The sequence below is a fragment of the Sphaerisporangium album genome, from assembly GCF_003323745.1.
GTDB lineage: Bacteria > Actinomycetota > Actinomycetes > Streptosporangiales > Streptosporangiaceae > Sphaerisporangium > Sphaerisporangium album.
Map to the genome: position 1 here is coordinate 225,998 of NZ_QOIL01000015.1, position 17,154 is coordinate 243,151.

10 protein-coding genes are annotated in these 17,154 nt (G+C 74.6%); 4 read left to right on the forward strand and 6 right to left on the reverse strand.

The genetic code is table 11. The features are described 5' to 3' along the window. Positions 1–27: 27 nt before the first annotated feature. On the reverse strand, positions 28–2,766 hold the full coding sequence (locus DQ384_RS25875) for an AfsR/SARP family transcriptional regulator (RefSeq protein WP_220183128.1): 2,739 nt from the start codon (positions 2,764–2,766) through the stop codon (positions 28–30). Positions 2,767–2,837: 71 nt separating this feature from the next. Here DQ384_RS25875 and DQ384_RS25880 point away from each other — a divergent pair, with 71 nt between their 5' ends. Then, positions 2,838–6,503: a WD40 repeat domain-containing serine/threonine protein kinase gene (locus tag DQ384_RS25880; protein ID WP_114031468.1), complete on the forward strand. Its 3,666-nt coding sequence runs from the start codon at positions 2,838–2,840 to the stop codon at positions 6,501–6,503. A gap of 15 nt (positions 6,504–6,518) precedes the next feature. On the opposite strand, the gene DQ384_RS25885 is transcribed toward DQ384_RS25880, so the two are convergent. From DQ384_RS25885 to DQ384_RS43725, 5 genes are read right to left on the reverse strand one after another with little or no spacing between them, the layout of a single operon-like run. Next, positions 6,519–7,892, reverse strand: a complete 1,374-nt coding sequence (locus DQ384_RS25885) for a DUF58 domain-containing protein (RefSeq protein ID WP_114031469.1) — start codon at positions 7,890–7,892, stop codon at positions 6,519–6,521. Further along, positions 7,892–9,013 carry an AAA family ATPase gene (locus tag DQ384_RS25890; protein WP_245966779.1) on the reverse strand — a complete coding sequence of 374 codons (1,122 nt, stop codon included), beginning with the start codon at positions 9,011–9,013 and terminating at the stop codon, positions 7,892–7,894. The genes DQ384_RS25885 and DQ384_RS25890 overlap by 1 nt, the downstream gene beginning before the upstream one ends. Continuing rightward, positions 9,010–10,209 (reverse strand): DUF4350 domain-containing protein, encoded by a 1,200-nt coding sequence (locus DQ384_RS25900; protein ID WP_245966780.1) that lies wholly within the window; start codon positions 10,207–10,209, stop codon positions 9,010–9,012. Before DQ384_RS25900 ends, DQ384_RS25890 begins: the two co-directional genes overlap by 4 nt. After that, positions 10,206–10,880, reverse strand: a complete 675-nt coding sequence (locus DQ384_RS25905) for a DUF4129 domain-containing protein (protein WP_245966781.1) — start codon at positions 10,878–10,880, stop codon at positions 10,206–10,208. Before DQ384_RS25905 ends, DQ384_RS25900 begins: the two co-directional genes overlap by 4 nt. 20 nt (positions 10,881–10,900) lie before the next feature. Continuing rightward, positions 10,901–12,499, reverse strand: coding sequence for a DUF7847 domain-containing protein (locus DQ384_RS43725; RefSeq protein ID WP_114031472.1), 1,599 nt, complete (start codon positions 12,497–12,499; stop codon positions 10,901–10,903). A 306-nt stretch (positions 12,500–12,805) separates the two neighbouring features. Here DQ384_RS43725 and mtrA point away from each other — a divergent pair, with 306 nt between their 5' ends. Genes mtrA through DQ384_RS25925 form a run of 3 tightly spaced genes read left to right on the forward strand, consistent with a single transcriptional unit; the run spans position 12,806 to position 17,041 of the window. Beyond that, a complete protein-coding gene (mtrA, locus tag DQ384_RS25915) occupies positions 12,806–13,483 on the forward strand; it encodes an MtrAB system response regulator MtrA (protein ID WP_114031473.1) in 678 nt (225 codons plus the stop codon). Between the two features lie 35 nt (positions 13,484–13,518). Continuing rightward, on the forward strand, positions 13,519–15,279 hold the full coding sequence (gene mtrB, locus DQ384_RS25920; RefSeq protein ID WP_114031474.1) for an MtrAB system histidine kinase MtrB: 1,761 nt from the start codon (positions 13,519–13,521) through the stop codon (positions 15,277–15,279). After that, entirely contained in the window at positions 15,269–17,041 is a 1,773-nt protein-coding gene (locus DQ384_RS25925; RefSeq protein WP_114031475.1) for an LpqB family beta-propeller domain-containing protein, read from the forward strand. The genes mtrB and DQ384_RS25925 overlap by 11 nt, the downstream gene beginning before the upstream one ends. Positions 17,042–17,154: the final 113 nt, after the last annotated feature.

The following is a 17,154-nucleotide window of genomic DNA, read 5'->3' on the forward strand; positions in this document are numbered from 1 at the left end:
TTGAGCTTGCGTGAGGACCGCCGGCCGTCAGGGGCGGCGGGTGGCTTCGAGGATCGCGAGGGCCCGGGAGCGTGGGCGGTCGTCGTCGGTGCCCCGCAGGACCGTCAGTGCTTCGTCGGCGAGTTCCCGGGCGCGGCCCGGAGAGCCCTCGGCGAGGTCGACCTCGGCCAGGACGACGAGGGCGTGGGCGTTGAGCAGGCGGTCGCCGAGGCGGACGGCGATGCTTCTCGCCTCTTGGGCCGCGGTGCGCGCGTCGGGGACCAGTCGCTGTGAGAGGCGTACCGAGGCGAGGTCGAGCAGCGCGTCGGCCTTCCTGTGCCGGTCGCCGGTCGCGGACAGCAGCGCCACCGCCCGCACGAGCGCGGCCGCGGCCTCGTCCAGACGGCCCGCGCGGTGGAACAGCGTGCCGAGCGCGCGGCGGGTGTCCGCGGCCCCGTGCGGGTCGGTGTGGTCGTCCAGTCCGGCCAGGGACGCCACGAGGTTGCGCTCGGCGTCCTCCGGCCGGTCCTGTTCCAGGAGGACCTGGCCGAGCCTGCGCCGGGTGTGGGCGGCGTTCCTGGCGTCACCCGTGCGCAGGAAGACGCCGAGGGCGAGGCGCAGCCGGTCGTGGGCGAGGTCCCAGCGCCGCTCGGCCCGGTGCAGGTCGCCGAGGTCGCGCAGCGCGAGCGCCTCGGCGTGGACGTCGCCGGCCTGGCGCGCCGCGTCGAGGCCGAGCTCGCCGATCCGGCGCCAGCCGTCGAGGAAGCGGTGGCGTTCCAGGAAGGGGGTGAGCAGGTGGGCGAGCCGGCGGGCGTCGTCCCAGAGCGCCGCCTTGTGCAGGTCCTCCACGAGGGAGGTGAGGAACGCGCGCTCCGCGAGCAGCCAGTTCACCGACTCCTTGATGTCGGTGGTGGCGAAGCGAGCACGCCCCCCGCCGGAGCCCTGGGCACCGGGGAGCGAGCCGCTGAAGGAGCCGGAGGTGAGGGGGAAGCGGGAGGCGCGGACCATCGTCATGGCGACGCCGATGAGGGTCGTGAGGGCCTGTCGGACGGCGTTCTCGCCGCTCTCGGCGACGAGACGTTCGCGGGCGTACAGGCGGGTCAGGTCGTGCATCCGATAGCGGACCTGTCCCGCGACGTCGATGGTGTGCGTCTCCAGCAGGCCCGCCTCGACGAGGGTCTCGGCCTCGTCGCCGAACAACACCGTGACCCAGTGCGCGAAGTCCGGCGCGGACAGCGCGCCGAGCGTCCGCAGCATGCGCCGCGCCTTGTCCGGCAGCCCTTCGTACCCCACGGAGTACACGCTGCGCACCGTCTGGTCCCCCGAGTGCAGCAGGTCGAGCCGCCGGTGCTCGTCCTCCAGCAGCCCGGCGAGGTGGCCGACCGTCCACCCGGGGTGCGCGGCGAGCCGGGATCCGGCGACGCGCAGGGCGATGGGCAGCCCGCCGCAGACGCGCCCGAGCCTGCGCGTCGCGGCGGCCTCGGCGTCCGCCCGCCCCGGGCCGATCAGCCGGACGAGCAGCGCCACCGCGTCGCCGTCGTCCAGGACGTTGACGGGCAGGCGTTCGGCGTCGGTGAGGCCGCCGAGCGGGGACCGGCTGGTGACGATCGTGGGGCACGAGGCGAGCAGGGGACGTACCTGGGCCTCGTCGACGGCGTTGTCCAGCAGCAGGAGCAGCCTGCGGTTGGCCGTGTAGGTGCGGAACAGGTTCTCCCGCCGTTCGAGGGTGGCGGGCATCGCCTGGACGGGGCAGCCGAGCCAGCGCAGGAAGTCCTCCAGCACCGCCGCCGGGTGGACCGGCCGGCCGTGGTCGCCGCGCAGGTCGGCGTAGAAGACGCCGTCGGGGTAGCGCGGCCGGGCACGCCAGGCGGCGTGGACGGCGAGCGCCGACTTGCCCGTCCCGGCCTGCCCGTGGACCACGACCATCGCCGGGCTCGCGGGGTCGGCGGTGAGCCGGTCGAGGCGTCCGAGCAGGTCGTCGCGGCCGGTGAAGTGGGCGACGTCGTGGGGGAGCAGCACGGGCGGCCCGGCGGCGATGTGCAGTGAGACGTCGTCGTGCAGCATCCGGTGGTACAGCAGTTGCAGCTCGGGGTCGGGCTCGATGGCGTGCCCGTCGTCCAGTGCCTCCCGCAGGCGGCCGTACGCGTCGAGCGCCTCGGCGCGCCGCCCGCTGCGGTAGAGCGCGAGCATGTACTGGCCGTGGAAGCGCTGCCACAGGGGATGCAGCCGGGTGAGGCGGCCCAGGCCGGCGACGAGCATGCGATGCCGCCCGGCCGCCAGGTCGAGGTCGTTGCGGCGCTCGACGGCGAGCAGCCGCAGCTCCTCCAGGTCCTCGCGCAGGGAGGCGGTCTCCGCCCATCGGTGCCCGGCGGGGTCGACGTCCTCCAGGACCGGCCCCCGCCACAGGTCGAGCGCCTCGCCGAGCAGGGCGCGGGCGCGTTCCTCCTGCCCGGCGCCGGCGGCGTTCAGGCCCTCCTCGACGAGGCGGCGGAACCGGTGCGCGTCGATCTGGTCGTCGTCGACCGCCAGGGTGTAGGCGCCCGAGACGGTGGTGATGACGTCGTCGCCGACGAGCCGGCGCAGCGCGCCGACGTACCCGCGGACCAGCGAGTCGGACCTCTCGCCGCCCTCGCGGGGCCACAGCAGTTGCCGCAGGCGGGCGACGGTGAGCGGGCGGCGCGGGTTCAGGATGAAGATCACCAGCAGATCGCGGTGCTTCGGGGCCGTCGGGGTGCGGTCGTCCGCGCCCGCGTGCGCCCGTAGGGCACCCATGATCCGGAATTGCATGACAGGCTTCATAGTCGCTCGGGTCAGAGGTATCTGACAACCGGAACCCTCGATATCGCAGGGAGGACGCGATGCCGTTGTCGCCGCTCACCCCGTCCGACCCGCAGCGGCTCGGAGCGTACTGGCTGGCGGGCCGGCTGGGCGCGGGCGGCCAGGGCGTCGTCTACGAGGGGTACGGCGAGGGTGGCGAGCGCGTCGCGGTCAAGGTGCCCCGGCTGGACGACCCCGCGGCGCGGGCGCGCCTGGCCAAGGAGGCGGCGGCGGCCCGGAAGGTGGCGTCGTTCTGCACGGCGCGGGTGATCGAGGCGAGGACGGACGTCTCCGAGGCGTTCATCGTCAGCGAGTACGTCCCCGGCCCCAACCTGCGCCAGGTGGTCGAGGAGTCGGGGCGGTACGAAGGGGACCTGCTGCTGAGGCTGGCCATCGGGGTCGCCACCGCGCTGACGGCCATCCACGAGGTGGGCATCGTCCACCGCGACCTCAAGCCCGACAACATCATCCTGGGACCGGACGGGCCGCGGGTGATCGACTTCGGGGTGGCCCGGCGGCTGGAGGTCCCGGCCACCACGACCGGCCCGATGCTGGGCACGCCGAACTACATGGCGCCCGAGCTGTTCGCCGGCCGCGCGGCCACGGGCGCCGCCGACGTCTGGGCGTGGGGGCTGACCGTCCTGTTCGCCGCGACGGGCCGCGACGCCGTCGCGGACCGCGAGCCGCTCGCCGTCGTCACCCGGATGCTCGGCTTCGTCCCGGACACCGGCGGGCTGGCGGCTCCGCTCGGCGGCCTGGTCGCGGCGGCGCTGGCCCAGGATCCGGAGGCGCGTCCCCCGGCCCGCGACCTGCTGCTCGGCCTGCTCGGCGGCCTGGACGGCGGGGTGCGGCCGGCTGACCGGGCACGGGCGGGCGGACGGGCCGAGACGCAGGGTCGGGTGGACGGTCGGGTGGACGGTCGGGTGGACGCGGACGGCGGTCAGGCCGCCGACGCGTTGCTCGCGGACGGCGGCGATGTCGCGGCGGGCGTACGTCCTCCGGGCGCGTCGCGCGTCGCCGAGCCGGACCTCGGGACGATCGCCGAGGAGCTCTACCAGGAGCTGTCCGAGGGCGAGCGCGCGGTCGCGCCGGAGGTGTTCCTGCGTATGATCGGCGCCTCCGAGGACGGCGGCGAGACGATCAGGCAGGTGCCCCGCGAGGAGCTGCCCTCGGGCGGCGGCCCGGCGGCGTCCCTGCTCACGGTGTACGGCGCGGCGGGGCTCGTCGCCGAGACCGACGCGGCGTTCACGCTCGTCCACCCCGCCCTGGTCCAGGCGTGGCCGCGGCTGCGCGCGTGGGTGGCCGAGGACCGCGCGGGCCTGCCCGTCCACCGCAGGCTCACCGACGCCGCCCGGTCCTGGGACCGCGACGGCCGCAGGCCCGGCGACCTGCTGCACGGCTCGACGCTCGACCGCGCCCTGCGCTGGGCCGCCGCCGAGCGCAGGAACGTCACGCTCATCCCGCTGGAACGCGAGTTCCTGGACGCCGCCGCCACGCTTGCCAGGCGCACGTCACGGCGCCGGGGCATGCTGGCGGCGGCGCTCGGCGTGCTGCTCGTCCTCGCCGTCACCGGCGGCGGGCTGGCCGTGCAGCAGAGCCGCGCCGCCGCCCGTGAGCGCGACGAGGCGAACGCGCGGCTGCTCGCGCTGCGCGCCTCCGACCTGCGCCGTCGCGATCCGAGGCTGGCGATGCTGATGAGCGTGGCGGCATGGCGGCTCGGCCCCTCGCTTCCCCAGGCGCGCGGCGCCCTGTACGACTCGCTGTCGCAGTTCGAGGTCGACTCCTTCACCGACCCGGACGTGACCGCCGCCACCGCGTACGCGACGAGCGGCGACGGGCGCACGCTGGTGGCGGTGCGGTCCGGGGAGGTGACGGCCTGGGACGTCCCGGCCCACCGGGAGGTGCGCAGGTTCGGGGGCGTGAGCCCGTCGGTGACGGGCGCGGCGCTGCGCCCGGACGGACGGGTGCTCGCCGTCCAGGACGATCGGGGCGTGCGCCTGTGGGACATGGCGTCGGGCACGCCCATGGGAGGTGTCTTCGGGACGGCGGCGGTCGAGGGGTCCATCGCCGAGTTGGAGTTCGACCCCTCCGGGCGGCATCTGGCCGTCCCGGAGTTCCGCGACCGCCTCGCGGGGTGGTGGGATGTCGCCACGCGGCGGCGGGTGCGGGCGGGATCCGGCGCGACGGTGAACGCCGTGAACGCCGACGGCACGCTCGGGCTCATTTACGCCACCGGGTCCGGCCGGGCGGAGCTGTGGGACCTCGAAACGGGGCGGCGCCTTCGAGCCGGGTGGCTGCCGGAGAAGAAGGACCTCAGGGACGCCCGCTTCGCCCCGGACGGCCGCTCGCTGGCCGTCACGCAGAACGTCCCCGAGGTGGGCGGCCTGAAAGTCTTGCTGAGGGACGCGCGGACGGGCACCCCGCTGAAGGGCGACGGCGCGGGGCCGATCTCCAGTGCCGTCACCTTCGGCTACCAGGGCCGGTTCGTCGCGCTGTGGGAGGGGTCCACGCTGCGCGTGCTGAACACCACGGACGGCCTGATCGTCGTGGACCGCGATCTCGGGACCCCCGTCGAGGAACTGCGGTTCGACGAGCCCGCCCGCCGCCTGCGCGTCCGCACGGACACGGGCACGGTACTGACGCTGGACGTGTCGATCCTGCTGGACCGGCCCGCGCTGCCGGGCTCGTCCGCCGACGGCGAGGTGCTGCTCGGCCCGGGCGCCCGCGTGCTCGCCCTCTACGGAGCCGGCGAGCTACGGCTGTGGGACGTGGCCGGGTCGCGGCCGATCGGAGCCCCGGTCAAGCTGGGGGAGTCCTGGGCGGCCCCCGCGCTGGCCTTCAGCGCGGACGGCCGGAAGTTCGCCGCCGGGGCGGTGATCCGCCGCGGTGTTGGGGCGGCGCGGCCCGCGGTGATCGTCGTGGACCTTTCCCCCAGCGCCGTGACCTCCACCTTCACCGTGAAGGCCCGCGACGCGACGGCCGTGGACGGCCTGGCCTTCAGCCCGGACGGCGCCACGCTCGCCGTCGCCCCGATGGCCCTGGGGACCGGCTCGCCCCTCGAACTGTGGGACCTGCGGCGCGGGGACGCGCACGTCGTCCAGGGCGTGACGGGGTCGGGCGCGATGGCCTACCGCCCGGACGGGAAGCTGCTCGTCGCGGGCAACGATCCCGAGCTCACCCTCGTCGACCCGGTGCGGCTCGCGCGGGTGGCGCGCCCGCGTGGATCCGGGAGCCTCGCCGCCGGGCAGTACTCGTTCAGCCCGGACGGCCGTCGCGTGGCGATCCGCGGCACGTCCGGGCTCACGGTCTGGGACGCGGGATTCCGCGGGGCGAGCGGCCCGGCATTCCCGGTGACCCAGGGCGACAACTCGGCTCCCGTCTGGTCGCCCGACGGCCGCGTGCTGGCCGTCTACGGATCCGGCGACAGGATCACGCTGTGGGACGAGAGCAGCCGCCTGCCCCTGGGGACCGTCTTCGACGGCCTGACCCGGGACCACCCGCCCGAGCTGACCGCCGCGTTCGCCCCGGACGGCCGCACGCTCGTCAGCGCGACGCCGGAGGGGGTGATCCGCACGCACGTCCTGGACGGTGAGCGCGCGGCGGCGGCCGTCTGCCTGCGGGCGGGGGGACGGCCGGACGCGCGGACCATGGAGGCGTGGCGGCGCGACGTCCCCGAGCTCGGCCAGGCCGGCCTGTGCTCCAGGTGACCGGCCGCCGCCGCGTCAGAGGCGGCCGGCGGCCTTGAGGGCGAGGTAGGCGTCCGCCAGGGCCGGGGCGAGGTCGTCGGGGGTGGCGTCCACCACCTCGCAGCCGTGGCGGCGCAGGCGGGCGGTCAGGCGGGCGCGCTCGCCGCGCAGGTGCTCGGCCGCCGCCGCGTCGTACACCGCCTCGGACGTGCCGCGGCCCGCCGCCATCTCGGCCACGCGGGGGTCGGCGACGGCGGCCACGAGCACCAGGTGGCGCGACGAGAGCTGCGGCAGCACGGGCAGCAGGCCCTGGTCCATGGCCGCGGGGTTCAGGTCCGTCAGCAGGACGACCAGGCAGCGCCGCCTGGCGCGGGACATGACCGTGGCCACCATGCGCTCGGCGTCGGCCTCCACCAGCTCGGCCTCAAGGGGGGCCATCACGTTGACCAGCGCGGACAGCGAGTCGGTGCGCGAGGCGCCGGACGTCCACGCGCGCGCGACGCGGTCGTGGGCCAGGAAGTCCACCCGGTCGCCCGCGCGGGTGGCGAGGGCGGCGAGCAGCAGCGCCGCGTCCATCGACCAGTCCAGGCGCGGCCACCCGGCGGCGGCGCTCGCCGGGACCGCTCCGGTGGCCGGCGAGACCGGCGTGCCCGGATGGGGAAGCGGCAGGGGCGAGGTGCCCACGCGGCCGGCCGAGGTGCGGCCGGTGTCCAGGACGATCAGCACGCGCCGGTCGCGCTCGGGCCGCCACGTCCGGACCACGACGTCCGCGCGCCGCGCCGTGGCACGCCAGTCGATCGACCGCACGTCGTCGCCCACGACGTACTCGCGCAGGGAGTCGAACTCGGTGCCCTGGCCGCGCACCAGCGCCGGGTGCACGCCCTCCAGTTCCCGCAGCTTCGACAGCTTGGCGGGCAGGTGCTTGCGGCTCAGGAACGGCGGCAGCACGCGGACCGCCCACGGCACGCGGTGGGAGCCCTGCCGCGCGGCCACCCCGAGCGGCCCGAGCGAGCGCACGGTCACCGTGACGGCCTCGCGGTCGCCGCGCCGCGTCGGCGTCAGCGTCGTGACCAGGCGGCGCCGCTCCCCGGCGGGGACGTCCAGGCGCAGGTGACGAGGGCTGGCGCCCGCCGACGGAGGCCAGGCGTCGCGCACCGTGCCCCGCACGCGGCGGCGTCCAGGGTTCTCCACGATCAACTCGACGGCCACCGACTCGCCGAGCCGGACGAGCCGCTCGCCGCCGCGCCGGAAGCGCAGCGGGCGCACGCCGCCCGCGAACAGCAGGTCCACCATGACCAGCGCGCCGAGCACGAGCAGCAGGCCGAGCACCGCGTAGGCGGGCCGCGGCGCGACCAGCACGACGATCGCGCCGAGCGCGGCGATCAGCCCGGCGCGGCCCGTCAGCGCCATCAGCGGGGGACCGGGACCGAGGCCAGCACGCCGTCCAGCAGGCCGTCCGCCGTGGCGCCCTCCAGCTCGGCCTCCGGGCGCAACTGGACGCGGTGCCGCAGCGCGGGCTTGGCCAGCGCCTTGACGTCGTCGGGCGTGACGTAGGAGCGGCCAGACAGCCAGGCCCAGGCGCGGGCCGCCGCCAGCAGCGCGGTCGCCCCGCGCGGCGAGACGCCCAGCTGTAGCGAGGGCGACATGCGCGTGGCCCTGGCCAGGTCGACGACGTAGCCGAGCACCTCGGGGGCCACGTGCAGCTTGGCGACCTCGGCCCGGCCCGCGGCGAGGTCGGCGGCGGAGGCGACCTGCTTGACGTGCGAGAGATCCTTGGGGTCGAAGCCCAGCGCGTGGCGTTCGAGCACCGCGATCTCCTGGTCGCGCGGCGGCAGCGGCACGGTCAGCTTGAGCAGGAACCGGTCGAGCTGCGCCTCGGGGAGCTGGTAGGTGCCCTCGTACTCGATGGGGTTCTGCGTGGCGATCACCACGAACGGGTCGGGCAGCCTGACGGGGGAGCCGTCCACGCTGACCTGGCGCTCCTCCATGGCCTCCAGCAGCGCGGCCTGGGTCTTCGGAGGGGTGCGGTTGATCTCGTCGGCGAGCAGCAGGTTGGCGAAGATCGGGCCCTCGCGGAAGGCGAACTCGGCCGTCCTGGCGTCGTACACCAGCGAGCCGGTGACGTCGCCGGGCATCAGGTCGGGGGTGAACTGGACGCGCTTGAAGTCCAGGGCCAGGGTGGCGGCCAGCGTGCGCACGAGCAGCGTCTTGGCCACGCCGGGCACGCCTTCCAGCAGCACGTGGCCCCGGCAGAGCAGGGCGATGACCAGGCCGGTCACCACGGCGTCCTGCCCGACGACGGCCTTGCCGACCTCGGCGCGCAGCGCTGCGAGCGCGTCCCTGGCCAGGTCGCCCTCGCGCGTGCCCCGGACTGCGGGACCGGGGGGACCGGTGAGACCCGGGGGGACGGCGGCGGGCCGCGCGGGCGCGTCCGCGAGACCCTCGGCCGAGGGACGCGGCCCGGGGGCCATGGGCGGGGTGGGCCGGTCGGGCGTTGCCCCGGGCGGGCCTCCGGGCGGAGGTGTGGTCACGACTCTCGTACCTGCCTTTCCAAGGTGTCCAGGTGGCCCGCGAGGGCGACGAGCCCGGCGTCGTCCGCCGGTATCGGGCCGTACATGACCGAACGGACCCACACCGCATCCTGCCCCGACTTCAGGGCGGCCGCGGCGACGATCTCGTCGGCGGTCGCGTCCCCCGGCAGGCCGAGCCGGGGGGTGAGCCGGGACGCGCTCGCCGCCCGCAGCGCGGCGGAGGCGCGGTCGCGGGCCCGGCGGGCGCGGTAGAGGCGGCCCCGTCCCTCGACCGTCTCGGCGGCGCGGACGACCACGGGCAGGCGCTCGACCACCACCGGGCCGAGGCGGCGTCCCCGCCACAGCGCCACCACCAGCAGGGCGACGACGAGCTGGACCAGCGCCCAGATCACCCCGGCCGGGACCAGCTCGCCCGGCGTGGCGCGGCCCGAGCCCACGGCGGCCGGGGTGTCGCCCGGGACCAGCCAGATCAGCACCGGCTTGGTCCCGGCGAGGTTGAGCGCGAGCGCCGCGTTGCCGTCCTCGGCGAGCCGCTGGTTGGTCATGAAGGAGCCGTCCCCGGCGACGGTCACCGCGGACGGGCCCGTGAGCGGGCCGAACGCGCGGACCAGGCTCGGCCCGTCGGGGCCCGCGTAACAGCCGAGCGCGCCCCGGCCCGGCACGTCGAAGGTCAGGCCGCCGAGGTACGCGCTGCCGGCGCCGGCGGCGGCGGGCAGCGCGCAGCCCGGCTCCCGCGAGCGCAGGGACGTCGAGCCCCGGGCCGTGATGCCGGGGGCGAGCACGGGCAGGGCGGAGCTGAAGCCGATGATCAGCCGGTCGGCCCGGGTCTTCCCAAGCCGCTCCAGGTCGCCGGGGCTGAGTGACCAGGTGTCGTAGACCAGGAGCTGGCTGTCCGGGCCGTCCAGCCGCTCGACCTCCTCCACGGTGGAGACCCGCTCGACCCGGACGCCGCGGGCGGCCAGGAGCCGGGCGAGCGCCTTGGACCCGGTCAGCGTCGCGTCGGCCGGATCCAGGCGGCGGCCCTCGGTGGAGGCGCCGGTGACGAGCGCGGTCACCACGGCGACGAGGAGCACCGCGAGCCCGAGCGCCACGAAGCCACGGCCGCCGCGCCACAGGCCGCGGGGCGTCGGCGACACGGGGGCCGAGGTGCCGGCCGCGCGCGGGGGCGCCTGCACGCCCACGGGCCGCACGCTCATCGGCCGCCCGCCGAGGGGCGCGCGCCGGCCGTCGCGGGCGTCGCGGGACGCGCGGCGCGCAGGTCGTCGTCGAGGGTGGTCATCGTCGCGTAGTCCTGCGCCGACCCGGGGTCCTGGCCGTAGGTCACGTCGTCGAACAGCCGCGCGGCCCGCGCGAGCCGGTCCGCGAACACGGGCAGCTCGGCGCCCGCGGCGGTGGCCAGCTCGTCCGCCGTGCGTCCGGGCTGGGGTGCGACGATCGCGCGGTGCTCCAGGTCGCGGGCGATGGCGCGCAGCCGCTCGCGGACGGCCTCCGCCCAGCGGGACTCCCCGGCGAGGCGCTCGGCCTCCCGCCGGTGCTCGTCCGCCGTGAGCTCCCCCGTGCCGAACAGGCCCTCCTGCGCGGCGCGGCGGCCGCGCGTGGCCTTCCTCGCCTGCCACACGATCAGGCCCGCCAGGGCGGCGATGAGCACGGTGATGACGACGAGCGCGACGACGCCTCCGGGCACGCCTCCGGGCGTGCTGTCCAGCAGGCCGTCGAAGAACTCCCCGACGATCCTGATCAGGCGGTCCACCAGCGACTCCTGCTGGTACTCGGGCCGGATCAGCTCCTCGACGGCCTTGCGGCGCGCCTCGTCGCGGCCGATGTCGTCGAAGATCGTCAGGAGGCCCGGGGGCGCGGCGCCGATCACGGACATGATCATAGGAACGGTCACGGCGCTCCGGGGCCCTGGGGTCCTGCCGGCCCGGGTCCGTAGGGCGAGCCGGGGCCGGGCCCGTAGGGCGTCGCCTGGCCGGGACCGTAAGCGGCGTTCTGCGCGTACGGCCCCGCCTGGCCGTAAGGGGCGTTCTGGGCATGCTGGGCGTACGGTCCGGGCTGACCGTAGGGCACGCCGGCCGCGTGGGACGGGTGCCACAGGTCGTCGGCGGCGGCCGGGACCCAGCCCAGGCGCTGCTGTTCCCCGGCGGCGGTCCGCAGGACCAGGTCGAAGGCCTCCGCGCGCATCCGCCGGTCGGTGTAGAGCAGCCCGTTGACGCCCGCCTGCAGGGGGTAGGTGATCATGGAGCTGAGGATGCCGCCGACGATGGCCAGTACGGTCGTGATCACCATGGCCCCGAAGCTGCCCGGCGCGCCGAAGGACACGATGAAGGTGAGGATGCCGACCGGCGTCGACAGGAGGCTGCCGATCAGCACGCCGAGCAGCAGTGTGGCGACGATGATGAGGAACGTCCGCCAGAAGGCGCCCCTGACCAGCGTCCACGACCGGCTCATCGCCGCGGTCACCCCGTGCCGCTCCAGCACCACCGCGGCCGGCGCGAGCGCGAGGCGCGTGGTCACGATCGCCCAGTAGACGAGGTAGCCGAGGCCGAGCACGATCGCCGACACCACGACGAATCCCACGCTCGCCCCGGCGGCCGCCAGAGCGGCCACCAGCACGACCCCGGCGACCAGCGGCACGGCGACGATCAGCCCCGTGAACAGCGCCAGCCCGAACAGGGCAGGCAACCTCGACCGGGTGAGCCGCCACGCCTCGCCGATCGTGATCCGCCCGCCGAACACCGCACGGCCGAGAATGCGCGTCAGCATGCCCGTCAGGATCGTGACCAGGAAGAACTGCATGACGTAGGAAAGGAACGCGCCGCCCACCTGGGCCACCAGGCCGCCCGTCGGCACGTCGGTCCGGATCGTCATGGGGTCCGCCATCAGGTCGCCGACCGAGCGGTAGTACATCGCCTGGCCGATCGCCAGCGGCAGCGTGCCGATGGCGGCGGCGATCGCCGACAGGCCGAGCGTGGCCTTCGGGTTCGACCGGATCAGCTTGATCGTGCCGTCGAGCATCTCGCCGAAGCCCAGCGGCCGTAGCGGGATGATGCCGGGACGCGGCGCCGCCGGGGGCGGCATGAAGCCCTGCGGCGCGCCGTAACCCGGGGCCTGCCCATAGCCGGTATGGCCGTAACCGCCCTGGCCGTACGCCTGCTGCTGCCCGTACGCGTCCTGCCCGTACGCGTCCTGCCCGTACGCCTGCCCAGGAAGCTGCTGCCCGTATACCTGCCCGTACGGGTCCTGCCCGTAGCCCGGCCGCCCGTAGCCCTGCTGCCCGGACGGAGGCGCGAACGGCTGCTGCCCGTCCTGCGGTGAGGCGCTCTGACCTGGGGGGACCTGACCCGGCTGTGCCTGGCCGGCGGCGCCGGAGCCGCCGGACGCGCTGGGGGACGTCCACGGCGTCCCGCCCTGGCCGGTGTACGGCGGAGGCTGGTCGCTCGCCCAGCCCTCGGGGGTACTGGACGCGGAGCCGTGACCGTCTGACATATCCCAATCCTGGCATGTCGCGCGGCTCTTCGGGGTTCTCACCGAAGTGATCAGGTCACGGGATGGCCGAGTACGGCCCACTTGACGCAGACTTGGGGAGGGGCCCTACACTCCCGCGCCACGCCACATGGCAAGCTCGTCGAGCCAGATCATTGGCGGGTTGAGTCACGTGCGCCTAAAATTCAGCCTTTGGTGAAGCCAACGTTCGATCGTTTATCCTCCCGCGATGACACGCGGGTAGCCTTCGGTCGGTCTACCCGGTTTCACCACAACCTTCTAGAACCTGTGCAGAACGAATGAGGGGCCATGAAAGGACGCGTGCTGGTCGTCGACGACGACGCCGCTCTCGCCGAGATGCTCGGCATTGTCCTTCGGGGGGAGGGCTTCGAGCCTTCGTTCGTATCAGATGGCGACAAGGCGCTGGACGCGTTCCGTGACACCCGGCCGGACCTGGTCCTTCTCGACCTGATGCTGCCCGGGGCCGACGGCATCGACGTCTGCCGCCGCATCCGGGCCGAGTCGGGCGTGCCCATCGTCATGCTGACGGCCAAGAGCGACACGATCGACGTCGTGCTCGGCCTGGAGTCCGGCGCCGACGACTACATCGTCAAGCCGTTCAAGCCGAAGGAACTCGTGGCGCGCGTGCGCGCCCGGCTGCGCCGCACCGACGAGCCGACCCCCGAGGTCCTGCAGATCGGCGACATCACGATCGACGTCGCCGGCCACTCGGTGAAGCGGGAGGAGGAGACCGTCAACCTCACCCCGCTGGAGTTCGACCTGCTGGTCGCGCTCGCCCGCAAGCCACGCCAGGTCTTCACCCGCGAGGTCCTGCTGGAGCAGGTGTGGGGCTACCGTCACGCGGCCGACACGCGCCTGGTCAACGTGCACGTCCAGCGGCTCCGCGCCAAGATCGAGAAGGACCCTGAGCATCCGGAGATCGTGGTCACCGTCCGCGGCGTCGGCTACAAGGCCGGCCCGGCGTAGGCAGGCCCGGCCGTGCCGTGACCCCCGGACCTTCCATGGCCACCGCGCCCCTTCCCGGCTCCTCCGGCCCCGCACGCCCGGGGGGAAGGCCCAAGCCGAAGAAGAAGACACGGCGGACGCCGCGCCAGATCGTACGCGGCGTCCGCAGGCGTGCCCGCCGCGCCGCGGGCCGGGTCCGGCGGGTGTGGCGGCGCTCGCTCCAGCTCAGGGTGGTCACCAGCACGCTCATGATCTCCATGACGGTGGTCGCGGTGCTGGGCTTCTTCCTGTGGCAGATGATCGACACGGCCATCCTGCGCGGCCGGCTCGACTCCGCGACCGCCGAGGCGCGGGCCAACGTGACGACGGTCGAGAGCTACCTCAACCAGCCGCTCGCCACCCCGGGCAAGCAGACGCCGTCCTCGCAGGCCGACGACTCGGAGCTGATCTTCACCAGCCCGGTCGACCAGGCCGCGAACGCGCTCACGACGCGCGCCGACGGCCGCTACAGCGTCGTGATCCTCAACGCGGGCCAGGTGGGGCAGGATCGCGGCACCAACGACGTCGACTCCAGGAGCGTTCCCCAGAAGCTGCGCGACACCGTCTACCGGGCGAAGGACGGCGAGACGCCCGCGCAGTACACCCCGCTGTACTACGTGGGCAGGACCGAGGCGGTGCCCGCGCTGGCACTCGGCGCGCTCGTCGACGGCTACGAGATCTACCACTTCTTCCCGCTGGACGACGACGTCAAGACGTTGTCCGCCGTCCAGCAGTGGCTGTTCGTGGTCGGCGTTGCGCTGGTGCTGCTGCTGGCCGCGGTGGCGTCGCTGGTGACGCGGCAGGTGGTCACGCCGGTCCGGCTCACCCGGCAGGCGGCCGAGCGGCTGGCGGCGGGCAGGCTGGAGGAACGGCTGAAGGTGCGCGGCGAGGACGACCTGGCGCGCCTGGCCGCCTCGTTCAACGAGATGGCGTCCAACCTCGCCCTGAAGATCCACCAGCTCGAGGAGCTGTCGCAGGTGCAACGGCAGTTCGTCTCGGACGTCTCCCACGAGCTTCGCACGCCGCTGACCACCGTCCGCATGGCCGCCGACCTGCTGTACGAGAGCCGTGAGGAGTTCGACCCGGCCACCGCGCGCGCGGCCGAGCTGATGCAGAACCAGCTCGAACGCTTCGAGTCCATGCTCGCCGACCTGCTGGAGATCAGCCGGTACGACGCCGGGGCCGCGACGCTCGACATCGACTCGGTGGACATGCGCGACGTCGTGCTGCGCGCCGTGGGCGACTCCCAGCCGCTCGCCGAGCGCCGGGCGACCCGGCTCGACCTGCGGCTTCCCGGCGAGCCTTGCATGGCCGAGGTGGACAGCCGCCGTGTCGAGCGCATACTGCGGAACCTGCTGTTCAACGCCATCGAGCACGGTGAGGGCCGCGACATCGTCGTCGCCCTCGGCGCCGACCGCGACGCGGTGGCCGTGGCCGTGCGCGACCACGGGGTCGGCCTGAAGCCGGGCGAGGAGAACATGGTGTTCGACCGCTTCTGGCGTGCCGACCCCTCGCGGGCCCGCACGATCGGCGGGACCGGCCTCGGCCTGGCGATATCGCGCGAGGACGCCATGCTGCACGGCGGCTGGCTGCAAGCCTGGGGCATACCGGGCGAGGGGTCGCAGTTCCGGCTGTCGCTGCCCCGGCAGGCGGGGGCCGAGCTGCGCGGCTCGCCGCTGCCGCTGGTGCCGCCGGAGATCGAGATGCGGCGCACCTGGCGCGGCCACGCCACTCCGGTGCTGTCGCCCGCGGTCGAGGGGGCCTTCGATGCGGACTAGACCTTCGACGGCCGCGCTCTGCGCGCTGGTCATGGCCGCCCTCGCGGTCGCCTCCTCCGCGTGCTCCACGGTGCGGACCGGGGGCAACATCTTCACGGCGCGGGGGCCGGGCAAGAACGACCCGCTCAGCCAGCCGTACGTGCGCATGCTGCCCGCGCCCCCGAAGCCGAACGCCCTGCCGACCGAGATCGTCAGCGGCTTCCTCGCCGCAGCGGCCAGCTTCGACGACCCCCTGCGCACCGTCGCCAAGCAGTACCTCACCGGCGACGCGCAACGCACCTGGAGTCCCTTCGACGCCGTGATGATCTACGACCAGGGCGAGGTCAAGACCGACACGCCCGGGGACGACCTCACGCAGGCGCACGTCACGCTGAAGGGTGTCAAGCTCGGCGAACTGGACGGCGACAGCCACTACGTGCCCCGGGACGCCTCCGCGAGCAACGACCTCAGCCGCGGCTTCACGCTGGTGCGGGTCCGCGGCCAGTGGCGCATCTCCACGGCCCCGGCCGGGCTTCTGCTGTCCAACGACGACTTCAAGCGCGCCTACCGGTCCTTCGACCTCTACTTCGCGGCGGGCGACCTCGAAGGCCTGGTCATCGACCAGGTGTGGGTGCCGATCAACCCCAGCCAGGGGCTGGCCAAGTCGCTGGTCCAGCGGCTGCTCGCCGGGCCGACCACGCCGCTCCAGGACGCCGTCGAATCGGCGTTCGGCGGCGACGTGGACGTCAGCGACGTCAACGACGTCACCGTCGAGGGCGACACCGTCGTGGTCGACTTCACCTCCGACGTGGTCGACTCGGCCCGGGTCGCGCGGTACAAGAGGGCCCTGTCGGCCCAGTTGTCCTGGACGCTGAAGCCGCTCACCGAGTCGCGGCGCATCGAGGTCAGGGTCAACGGCGAGCAGTTCCCCGGCGGGCCGTTCATCATCGCCCCCCGCGACTACCAGGGGTACGACCCCGACGTCGTCGACGCGAGCGCCCAGGCGCTGTACCTGCGGCAGGGCAGGCTGTACGTCATCGACAAGGACAAGGACGAGCCGCTCTCCGCGGGCGCCGGCCCGGCGCGGCAGCTCACCTCCCTCGCGGTGTCCGACCGGAGCTTCTCGCGGGTGGCCGCCCTGGAGAAGGGCGGCGGCAGGATCTGGGTCACCGGCGCCGCGCCCGGCAGCCCGTGGGAGCGCTGGCTGGAGGCGCCCGGCCTCACCCCGCCGTCCTGGGACCGGCACGGCGACCTCTGGTCGGTCTCCCGGGCCGGGCCGCGCAGGTCACAGGTCCTGCGGGCGCGCGAGGCGTCCCGCCCGGTTCCGGTCAGCGCCCCCGATCTGGAGCCCACCGACGTCACGGCGTTCCGCGTGGCCCGCGACGGCGTTCGCGTGGCGGTCGTCTCCGACGACGGGCACGGCCAGCAGGTGCTGGTCGGCGCGATCACCAAGTCCCGCACGGAGGTGAGGAACGTCCGCACGCTCGTCCCGGCCCAGGCGGGGCAGGAGATCGCCGACATCGCCTGGCGCGACGCGAGCACGCTGCTGGTCCTCACCAGGAGCAAGAACGACCGGCAGCTGACCGCCGTGTCGGTCACCCAGGGAGTGACCGACACGCCGAGGTCTGCGGCACGCATCGAGACGATCACCGCCGCGCCCGAGCCCGCGCCCGTCCTCGCGGGCACCTCGGACGGCCAGGTGCTGATGTGGGACACGCAGAAGCGCCAGTGGACGCCGCTGGAGAAGAACGGCGCGAGCGCTCCGATGTACCCGCTGGGGTGACCCGGCCTGTGGACGAACGGGCGTTCGTGACCGGAAGCGGCCAGGCGCTGTGGAAAACCCGGATGACCAGGCGCGCGGCCGGATTTCCGTCGGTGCCGGGACGCATGGTGGAC

Excerpts from the sequence above, each read along its gene's own strand:
- DQ384_RS43725 (WP_114031472.1), bottom strand. The coding sequence starts at position 12,499 with ATGTCAGACGGTCACGGCTCCGCGTCCAGTACCCCCGAGGGCTGGGCG.
- DQ384_RS25880 (WP_114031468.1), top strand. The coding sequence starts at position 2,838 with ATGCCGTTGTCGCCGCTCACCCCGTCCGACCCGCAGCGGCTCGGAGCG.
- DQ384_RS25885 (WP_114031469.1), bottom strand. The coding sequence starts at position 7,892 with ATGGCGCTGACGGGCCGCGCCGGGCTGATCGCCGCGCTCGGCGCGATC.
- mtrB (WP_114031474.1), top strand. The coding sequence starts at position 13,519 with ATGGCCACCGCGCCCCTTCCCGGCTCCTCCGGCCCCGCACGCCCGGGG.
- DQ384_RS25900 (WP_245966780.1), bottom strand. The coding sequence starts at position 10,209 with ATGAGCGTGCGGCCCGTGGGCGTGCAGGCGCCCCCGCGCGCGGCCGGC.
- DQ384_RS25925 (WP_114031475.1), top strand. The coding sequence starts at position 15,269 with ATGCGGACTAGACCTTCGACGGCCGCGCTCTGCGCGCTGGTCATGGCC.
- DQ384_RS25875 (WP_220183128.1), bottom strand. The coding sequence starts at position 2,766 with ATGCAATTCCGGATCATGGGTGCCCTACGGGCGCACGCGGGCGCGGAC.
- mtrA (WP_114031473.1), top strand. The coding sequence starts at position 12,806 with ATGAAAGGACGCGTGCTGGTCGTCGACGACGACGCCGCTCTCGCCGAG.